This is a genomic window from Nocardioides bruguierae, from assembly GCF_023656415.1.
Lineage (GTDB): Bacteria > Actinomycetota > Actinomycetes > Propionibacteriales > Nocardioidaceae > Nocardioides > Nocardioides bruguierae.
Genome location: NZ_JAMOIL010000024.1, coordinates 65,978 through 73,887, shown reverse-complemented (window position 1 = coordinate 73,887; position 7,910 = coordinate 65,978). Strand labels below are relative to the sequence as shown.

Sequence of the window (7,910 nt, the reverse complement as noted above, 5' to 3'; positions counted from 1 at the left end):
CGCTGGCCATCCGAGGACGGCATCAACGACTCGATCCGCTCCCACTGAGCGTCATTCAGCACTGCCACACGCGACATGTGTCAACCATCGCCGACCACCACGCCCGGATTAAGCAGACACGCTCTAGCGGGGGCGGGCTAGCGGGCGTCCTGGCGGGGGATCAGCACCTCGCGGGCCAGCATCAGCAGGGCCGAGGCCGTGGGGATCGCCAGCAGTGCGCCCACCACGCCGAGCAGCGCCGCGCCGACCAGTGCCGCGATGACGGTGACGACGCCGGGCACGTCGACCGAGCGCGACATCACGCGCGGGTAGATGAAGTAGTTCTCCACCTGCTGGTAGACGAGGTAGAAGACCAGGCACGCCAGGCCGATCGTCGGGTCGACGGCGAAGCCGATGAGCGTGACCACGACGGCGCCGAGCGTGGCGCCGACCATGGGGATGACGTCGAGCAGCGCGACGACGAACGCGAGGGCGAAGGCGTACTCGGAGAGTCCGACGACGAAGAAGAAGATCAGCGAGCTGAGGCCCGCGCAGGTGGCGACCACGAACGCGCCGGCGACGTAGCCGCCGACGCTGGCGAGGACCTTGTCGCCCAGGCGGGAGACGCGGTCGCGGCGCGAGGCCGGCGCGAGCTGGTAGAGCGCGTGCTTGGTGGCCCGCATGCTGGCCAGGAAGTACAGCGTGAGGACGACGACGAAGAAGACGTTGGCCAGCGCGCTGAAGATGGCGATGCCGACCCCGAGGACGCCGCCGAAGATCGAGGAGATGAACGACCCGCCGGTGACGAAGTCCTGCACCTTGGTGAGGATGTCGAACTGGTCGTTGATCTCGCGGATGCGGTCGTTGGACTCCAGCTGGTCGACCCAGCCGGGCACGCTCTGCCCGATGGCCGTCACCTGGTCGGTGATCACCGGCACGAGCGCGAACGCGAAGCCGGTGAAGGCCACCAGCACGCCGACGATCACCAGGAGCACGGCCAGGCCGCGCTTCACGTGCCGCTTCTCGAGGGCCTCGACCGCGGGGTTGAGCCCGGCGGCCAGGAACATCGCCACGACCAGCAGCACCAGGGTGCTGCCGATCGAGAGCACGAGGCTGCCCAGCCACCAGGCGACGAACGCGCCCAGTGCGCCGAAGAAGCCGATGAGGAACGGGCTGCGCCGGAACGGCGGCCCGGGCGTGCCGAGCTCGGGGTCGTGGGTCGGGGCGTCTGCCTCCGATCCCTCCTCGGGGGCCTCGGTGGCCTCCGAGACGCTGTCGACCAGCGCGTCCGCGCCGTCGTCGGCGCGGACGTGGGGGTCCTGCGGCACGCTCAGTCGTCCTGGCTGTCGGTGTCGGTGTCCTCGGAGTCGTCGCCGGAGAACTTGCCGACCAGCTCCGCCAGCGAGGCGAGCTGGGCGGTGATGCCGTCGCGGCGCTTGCGCAGCCGGTCCACCTCGGCGCGGACCTTGTTGCGCTCGCGCTCGGCCTCGGCCAGGCCCGTGGAGGAGATCGACTCCGCCTGGGTGCGGGCGGAGGAGACGATCTGCTCGGCCTCGCGGCGGGCGCGGGAGAGCAGGGCGTCGGCCTCGGTCTGGGCGCCCTCGCGGTAGGAGGTGGCCTGCTCGGTGGCCTGCCGCGCCCGCTCCTCGGCGGACGAGGCGCGCTGCTCGGCCTCGACCACGAGCCGCTTGGTCTCGGCCATCGTGGACTCGTGGTGGTCGGTGGCCTCGCGGGCCAGCCGCTCCTTCTCCACCGCCAGGGCGCGGCGGGCCTCGGTGACCTCGCGGTCGGCGGCGGCGCGCGCCTGCTCGACGTGGCGCTGCGCAGAGGAGCGCAGCTCGGTGGTCTCCTGCTCGGCGGCCAGCTTCAGCTGGTCGGCGTCGCGCTGGGCGGAGGCGCGCACGTCGGCCGCCTCGGCGCGGGCCAGGGCCCGCTCCTGCTCGGTGTCGGCGGTGGTCCGGGCCCGGGCCTCGTCCAGCTCCTTGAGCTGCACGGTGCGCATGTCCTCGGCCTCGCGGGAGGCGTCGGCGCGGATCGCGTCGCCGTCGCGGTGGGCCTGCGCGATGATTTCCTCGGCCTCCCGCTCGGCGGTCTCGCGGACCTCGGCTGCCTCCTCCTCGGCCAGGCGCAGCATCGCCGACGCGCGCCCGCCGAGCCCGGCGTAGGAGGGGCTGTCGCGCTCGGCGAGGTCGGCCTTGACCTTGGACAGCTCGGCCTCGAGCACCGAGGTGCGCGAGGCGGTGGACTCGAGCTCGCCGGCGATCTGGTCGCGCTCCTCGACGAGCTGGCGCACCCGGGCGTCGACGACGGCGGAGTCGTAGCCGCCGCGGCGGACCGTGGGGAACGACGGGGGCACCGTGGCCGGGCGCTGGCCGGGGGCCGGGCGGGTGCCGTGGCGGGGCGCGGTCGGCACCGGCGCGGTGGAGGCGGCCGGGTCGGCCTGGCCGCCGGAGGTCCGGCCACCCGTGCCGGACGAGGAGCGGCTCGTGCTGCCGGAAGAGCCCGGGGAGTCCTCGCCCACGGCAGGGATGACCTGGGTCCGGTCCTCGGACCCTCCCTGCTCCGGCTCGTCCTCGAAGATCGACAGCCCCTGGTCGCTCATGGGTGGTGGATACCGTCCTTCATCGGCTCGTGCGGCCCGCACCGGGCCCGGTCGGGGCCCATCCTTGCCCACGCACGGACGAAACCGAACCCCGTCCGCGGAATGTCGTGCGGAATCTCGTCACCGACGGCGGACGCACAGCGGGGCCCTGTCGTGGCGACAGGACCCCGCTGTGTCGGACGCTGTGCCGGCCGCCGGTGCCGGACCGGCGGGTGGGTGCCTGGTCAGACGCCCCGGAACCGGTTGATCGCCGGGAGGTGGGCGTCGCGCATGTCGTGGTCGCGGACGCCGAGACCCTCCTCGGGCGCCAGGCACAGGACCCCGACCTTGCCCTGGTGGGCGTTGTGGTGGACGTCGAGGCTGGCCTGCCCCACCTCGTCGAGGGTGTAGGTGCGCGACAGGGTCGGGTGGATCTTGCCCTTGGCCACGAGGCGGTTGGCCTCCCACGACTCGCGGTAGTTGGCGAAGTGGCTGGAGATGATCTTCTTGAGGTTCATCCACAGGTAGCGGTTGTCGTACTCGTGCATGTAGCCGCTGGTGGAGGCGCACGTGGTGATGGTGCCGCCCTTGCGGGTCACGAAGACGGAGGCGCCGAAGGTCTCGCGGCCGGGGTGCTCGAAGACGATGTCGATGTCCTCCCCGCCGGTCAGCTCACGGATCTTGGCGCCGAACCGCTTCCACTCCTTCGGGTCCTGGGTGCGCTCGTCCTTCCAGAACTTGTAGCCCTCCTCCGCCCGGTTGATGACGAGCTCGGCGCCCATCGAGCGGGCGATCTTCTCCTTCTCCGCGTTGGAGACCACGCAGACCGGGGTGGCGCCGCCGTTGAGCGCGTACTGCGTCGCGAAGCCGCCGAGGCCGCCGGAGGCACCCCAGATGAGGACGTTGTCGCCCTGCTTCATGTCGCCGCCGTTCTTGGAGACCAGCTGGCGGTAGGCGGTGCAGTTGACCAGCCCGGGGGAGGCGGCCTCCTCCCAGGTGAGGTGGTCCGGCTTCGGCATCAGCTGGTTCGCCTTGACCAGGGCCACGTGTGCGAGTCCGCCGAAGTTGGTCTCGAAGCCCCAGATGCGCTGCTGGGGGTCGAGCATCGTGTCGTCGTGGCCGTCGGGGTCCTCCAGCTCCACCGAGAGGCAGTGGGCGACGACCTCCTGGCCCGGCTTCCACCGGGTCACGCCCGGGCCGGTGCGCAGCACGACGCCGGACAGGTCGGAGCCGACCACGTGGTAGGGCAGGTCGTGGCGCTTGGTGAGCTCGGACTGGCGTCCGTAGCGCTCCAGGAAGCCGAACGTGGAGACCGGCTCGAAGATCGAGGTCCACACGGTGTTGTAGTTGATGGCCGAGGCCATGACGGCCACGAGCGCCTCGCCGGGGCCCAGCTCGGGCATGGCGACCTCGTCGACGTGCAGGGACTTGCGGGGGTCCTTCTCCTTCGAGGGCACTCCCTCGAACATGTCGACCTCGTCCTTCTTGACGAAGGCCGCTCGGTAGGACTCGGGCAGGGACAGGTTCGCGAAGTCCTCGCCGGCTGTGTCACCAGCCATGATGGCGTCGAGGATGTGCTGCACGGTGCTCTCCTTCGGGCTGTGCCGCGGGTGGGGTGGCGTGCACGGTAGCCGGACGCGGACGTCCGCTCCTGTGACGCGAGTCTCACGGTAGCGGGGCCGTCCGACCCGGGCCGTCCGGTCCCGTCCACCCCTGACATCCGTCACGGCCCGGACGTGACGGCGCGCAGGTCCTTCCGGGCTCCGCGCGGACGAGGGTGGGGACATGACCATCCACGCCACCCGTACCACCGGGGCCACCGGGGCCACCGGCGCCACCGGCGCCGTCCGTGACGCCGCCGTCGACCTGCGCGGCCTGCGCCGCACCTTCCGCAGCGCCCACGGCGAGGAGGTCGTGGCCGTCGACGGTCTCGACCTGCTCGTCCGCCCCGGCGAGGTCGTCGCCCTGCTGGGGCCCAACGGCGCCGGCAAGACGACCACCCTCGACGTGGTCCTCGGCCTGTCCCGCCCCAGCGGGGGCACCGCCCGCGTGCTCGGTCTGGACCCGCGCGAGGCGGTGCGGGCCGGACGCGTCGGCGCGGTGCTGCAGACCGGCGGCCTGCTGCCCACGCTGACCGTGGGAGAGACGTTGCGCTACCTCGCGGCCTGCCACCCGGGGCTGGCCGGTCGGCGCGGCCCGGAGGCCGCCGACGACGCCCTGCACCGCGCCGGCATCGCGCATCTCGCCGGACGACGGGTCTCCCGCTGCTCCGGCGGTGAGCAGCAGCGCGTGCGGTTCGCCGCCGCCCTCCTGGCCGACCCGGCGCTGCTCGTCCTGGACGAGCCCACCGCCGCGATGGACGTGGCGGCGCGGCGCGCCTTCTGGGACGCCATGCACGCCGAGGCCGCCGCCGGCCGCACGATCGTGTTCGCCACGCACTACCTCGAGGAGGCCGAGGCGTTCGCCCACCGCACCGTGCTGATGGCCCGCGGCCGCGTCGTCGCCGACGGCCCCACCCAGGAGGTGCGCTCACGGGCGCTCGGGCGCACCGTCTCGATCGCCCTGGCCGACCCGGCCGCCGCCCGGACCGCCCTGGCGGACCTGCGGCCCCGGCTGGCCCGCGCCGGCGTCGCCGTGCTCGACACCGCCACCGACGGCCCGCGGCTGGTGCTGCGCGTCGACGACGCGGACACGGCGGCCCGCCTCGTCCTGGACGTGGAGGGCGCGCACGACCTCGAGGTTGCCCCCGGTTCCCTCGAGGACGCCTTCCTGCTGCTGACCGCCGACGCCACCACCACCACCGCCCGCACCACTCCCACCGCCAACCCCACCGCCACCCACACAGCCACGGAGGTGGCCCGATGACCGCCCTGCCCGCACCCGCAGCCACCGCCGTCCCGGCACCCGCGCCCACCGGGCGGGTCGCACCGCTCTCGCCGACCCTGCTGCGGCTGGAGCTGCTGCGGCTCCTGCGCGACCCGGTCACCTGGATCTTCTCCGTCGGCCTGCCGGGGTTCCTCTACGTCATGCTCGGCACCTCCACCGAGTACGCGGACGTCTCCGCCGGCCACGGCAACCTCGCGATGTTCGTGATGATCGCGATGGCCGCCTACGGCGCGGTGACCGCCACCGTCGGCGTGGGCGGACGGGCGGCGCTGGAGCGCACCCAGGGCTGGGGTCGCCAGCTCGGGCTGACGCCGCTGGCCGACCTCACCTGGGTCGGCACCAAGGCGGCGACGGGCGTGGTCCTGGCGTCCCTGCCGGTCCTGCTGGTCTACGGGCTCGGGCTGGCCCTCGGTGCCGAGGGCACGATGGGGGCCTGGCTCGGCAGCCTGGCCGTCGTCCTCGTGGGGGCCTCGCTGTTCTCGCTGCTGGGGCTGGCGATCGGGCTGGGCTTCGGCACCGACCAGGCCGTGGCCGCGACCGGCGGCGTGGTGGTGGTCCTGGGGTTCCTCGGCAACGTCTTCTACCCGCTCTCCGGCGTGCTGCTGGACATCGCCCGCTTCAGCCCGATGTACGGCTACGTCGGCCTGGCCCGGTACCCGCTCACCGACGGCTGGACGAGCATGGGCGCCGGCCCGGCGTTCCACGACTCGCTGGGGCTGCTGATCGCTAACGTGAGCGTGTGGACGGTCCTGTTCGGCCTGGTGGCGCTGCTGCTGGTGCGTCGCGCCCGCAGCCGCCAGTGACGGCCCGGCCGTTCCCGGCGGCCCGCCTGCTCTGGCTCGTCTGGCTGGTCTTCCTCGCCTTCCCGCTCTCCGAGGCGGTCGCGGCGGGCGGCGCGGCCACGGCGCTCGGCGTCCTCGGCACGCTCGGCTTCGCCGCGGCCTACGTCGTCGGGGTCTGGCAGCTGCCCGGTGGCGCCGGCTCGCGCACCTCCCTGGTCGTGCTCGCGCTCCTCGCGGGGCTCGTCCTGGGCCTGGTGCCGGTGATCGGGCTGGGCGTGGTCTCGTTCCTGCCGTTCCTGCAGTCCTACGGCGTGTTCGTCCTGCCGCGGCCGTGGTGCTTCTGGTGGGTCGGGGTCGTCGCGCTGGGCCTGCTCGCCCCCTGGCTGCTGGACCCCTCGCAGGGCTGGCTGGTGGTCACGCTGATCGTGGTGGCCGTCGGTGCCGGCACGGCGGTGGGTCGCGAGCTCACCGACCGTGGCGACGCCCTGCGCGGGGTCTCCGAGCAGCTGGCGGTGACCGCCGAGCGAGAGCGGGTGGCCCGCGACGTCCACGACGTGCTGGGGCACAGCCTCACCGTGGTGGTGCTCAAGGCGGAGCTGGCCGAGCGGCTGGTCGAGGCCGACCCGGCGGCCGCCCGGCGCGAGCTCGGTGAGCTGCGCGACCTGGCGCGCGAGGCCCTCGCCGAGGTGCGGGCCACGGTGACCGGGCTGCGGGCCGCGGTGCTCACCGACGAGCTGGCGGCGGCGCGCTCGGCGCTCGAGGCCGCCGGGGTGGCCGCCCGGATGCCGGACGACGGCGGCGCGCTCGACCCGGCGCTGCACCCGGCCGCGGCCTGGGCCGTGCGCGAGGCGGTCACCAACGTCGTGCGCCACGCCCACGCCACGGCCTGCCGTGTGGAGCTGCTGCCCGCCGGCGTCCGCGTGCTCGACGACGGCGTGGGCCTGCGCGGCAGCGCCCCCGGCAACGGGCTGCGCGGCCTGCGGGAGCGGGTGGCCGCGGTCGACGGGCTGCTGGAGGTCGCCGACCGGCCGGGCGGCGGCACCGTGCTGGAGGTGCTGTGGTGAGCGCGCCGATCCGGCTGCTGCTCGCCGACGACCAGGCCATGGTGCGCGGCGCGCTGGCCGCGCTCCTCTCGCTCGAGCCCGACCTCGAGGTGGTGGCCCAGGTGGGCCGCGGGGACGAGGTGGCCGCCGCCGTGGCCGCGCACGCCCCCGACGTGTGCCTGCTGGACATCGAGATGCCGGGACTCGACGGCATCGAGGCGTGCCGGCAGGTTGCGCGCTCGTCCCGGCGTCCCGCCGGGCCCCGGGTGCTCGTGGTGACCACCTTCGGGCGGCCCGGCTACCTGCGGCGCGCGCTCGAGGCCGGCGCCGACGGGTTCGTCGTCAAGGACACCCCCGCCGACGCGCTGGCCGAGGCGGTGCGCCGGGTGCACGCGGGCCTGCGCGTCGTGGACCCGACGCTGGCCACCGCCTCCCTGCTGGACGGGGCGAGCCCGCTGACCGAGCGCGAGGCCGACGTCCTGCGCCTGGCCCTGGGCGGGGCGCCGGTGGCCACGATCGCCGCCGACCTGCACCTGTCCGGCGGCACCGTGCGCAACCACCTCTCGGCCGCGATCGGCAAGACCGGCACCACGACCCGGGTCGAGGCCGCGCGGGTGGCGCGCGACCGCGGCTAGATCT

General features: G+C 74.2%; 7 protein-coding genes. 4 read left to right on the top strand and 3 right to left on the bottom strand.

What is annotated here, in order from left to right:
- Positions 1 to 137: 137 nt before the first annotated feature.
- The 3 genes from M8330_RS16670 to ccrA all read right to left on the bottom strand — a co-directional run bounded on the left by M8330_RS16670 (position 138) and on the right by ccrA (position 4,143).
- The gene (locus M8330_RS16670) at positions 138 to 1,307 is read right to left on the bottom strand and encodes an AI-2E family transporter (protein ID WP_250828244.1); all 1,170 of its coding nucleotides are present in this window, start codon (positions 1,305 to 1,307) and stop codon (positions 138 to 140) included.
- A gap of 2 nt (positions 1,308 to 1,309) precedes the next feature.
- Positions 1,310 to 2,581, bottom strand: a complete 1,272-nt coding sequence (locus M8330_RS16665; RefSeq protein ID WP_250828243.1) for a coiled-coil domain-containing protein — start codon at positions 2,579 to 2,581, stop codon at positions 1,310 to 1,312.
- Between the two features lie 224 nt (positions 2,582 to 2,805).
- Positions 2,806 to 4,143: a crotonyl-CoA carboxylase/reductase gene (gene ccrA / locus M8330_RS16660; RefSeq protein WP_250052548.1), complete on the bottom strand. Its 1,338-nt coding sequence runs from the start codon at positions 4,141 to 4,143 to the stop codon at positions 2,806 to 2,808.
- A 202-nt stretch (positions 4,144 to 4,345) separates the two neighbouring features.
- On the opposite strand from ccrA, the gene M8330_RS16655 reads away from it, so the two are divergent.
- From M8330_RS16655 to M8330_RS16640, 4 genes are read left to right on the top strand one after another with little or no spacing between them, the layout of a single operon-like run.
- The gene (locus tag M8330_RS16655) at positions 4,346 to 5,425 is read left to right on the top strand and encodes an ABC transporter ATP-binding protein (RefSeq protein ID WP_250828242.1); all 1,080 of its coding nucleotides are present in this window, start codon (positions 4,346 to 4,348) and stop codon (positions 5,423 to 5,425) included.
- Entirely contained in the window at positions 5,422 to 6,249 is an 828-nt protein-coding gene (locus M8330_RS16650; RefSeq protein WP_250828241.1) for an ABC transporter permease, read from the top strand. The genes M8330_RS16655 and M8330_RS16650 overlap by 4 nt, the downstream gene beginning before the upstream one ends.
- Positions 6,246 to 7,292, top strand: a complete 1,047-nt coding sequence (locus M8330_RS22550) for a sensor histidine kinase (RefSeq protein WP_250828240.1) — start codon at positions 6,246 to 6,248, stop codon at positions 7,290 to 7,292. Before M8330_RS16650 ends, M8330_RS22550 begins: the two co-directional genes overlap by 4 nt.
- The gene (locus M8330_RS16640) at positions 7,286 to 7,906 is read left to right on the top strand and encodes a response regulator transcription factor (RefSeq protein WP_372490247.1); all 621 of its coding nucleotides are present in this window, start codon (positions 7,286 to 7,288) and stop codon (positions 7,904 to 7,906) included. Before M8330_RS22550 ends, M8330_RS16640 begins: the two co-directional genes overlap by 7 nt.
- The last annotated feature ends 4 nt before the right edge of the window (positions 7,907 to 7,910 follow it).